General features: G+C 63.8%; 1 protein-coding gene. It reads right to left on the bottom strand.

Annotated features, from left to right (window positions below):
- Nucleotides 1-1,136: condensation domain-containing protein (locus IG629_RS20675; protein ID WP_226886988.1), on the bottom strand; the 1,136-nt coding region annotated here is incomplete at both ends.

Genomic DNA, 1,136 nt, shown 5'->3' on the forward strand with positions numbered 1-1,136 from the left:
GACGATGAGATCGATTCCGCGCGGCAGGCAGAGCCCGATGACGGCGCCCGGTGCAGGATCGAAGCACGCGGCGACATAGGCCGCCAGACGGTTAGCCCGCGCATCGAGTTCCTCGTAGCTGAGCTCAATCTCACCGAAGCGGAGCGCCGTTGCATCGGGTGCCGCATGCACCTGTTCCACAAAGAGCTCCGTTAGAGCGGCATCGCGCGGATAGGGGCTCTCGCCGCCGCTCCATTGCTCGAGGTCACGGCACTCGCCCGGTGTCAGCAGCGGCAGGGTGCCGATGGGTGCCTCGGGTGTGGCGAGGATGCTTTCCAGCAGGGTGCGGTAATGGGCAGCCATGCGGTCGATGCGGGAGGGCTCGAAGAGATCGGCGGCATATTCCCAGTTGCAGGCCAGCCCATTCGGTCCCGCATCGATGCTGAGAGTGAGATCGAACTTGGCGGTCTCAAGATCCGGTTGCAGGGGCTGGATCGTTGCCTCGCCGAGAGCAAGCGCTTCCTGGGGTGCGTTCTGCAGGGCGAACATGACCTGGAAGAGAGGGCTGTGGGAGAGAGAGCGTTCGGGCTGCAGCTCTGTCACCAGTGTCTCGAAGGGAAGGTCCTGATGGGCATAGGCGTCGAGCGATGTCTCCCGCAGTTGGGAGAGAACAGTCTCAAAGCTCTGTGCACGTTCGATCGTGCTGCGCATGACGAGTGTGTTGACGAAGAAGCCGACCAGCTCCTCGCTCTCCGCCTGGGTGCGGTTGGCGATGGGTGAGCCGACGAGGATGTCTTCCTGACCGCTATAGCGGTGCAGCAGGACCTTGAAGGCGGCGAGCAGGGTCATGAAGAGGGTGGCGCCCTTGGCCCTGCTGAAGGCCTCCAGACGTTCCGTCAACTCCGGCGGCAGGGTGAGAGCACGCTGCCCGCCCCTGTAACTCTTCACGGCGGGGCGGGGGTGATCGGCGGGGAGCTCCAGCAAGGCGGGTGCGTTCTCGAGACGGTCGCGCCAGTAGGAGAGCTGGGTCTCCAGTACCTCTCCACTCAACCAGTCACGCTGCCATGCGGCATAGTCGGCATACTGGATCGGCAGAGGCGGCAGAACAGACAACAGATCATCTTCACGCTCTTCGAGGGCAGCGGCATAAAGCGCGC

The sequence above is a fragment of the Nisaea nitritireducens genome, from assembly GCF_014904795.1.
Lineage (GTDB): Bacteria > Pseudomonadota > Alphaproteobacteria > Thalassobaculales > Thalassobaculaceae > Nisaea > Nisaea nitritireducens.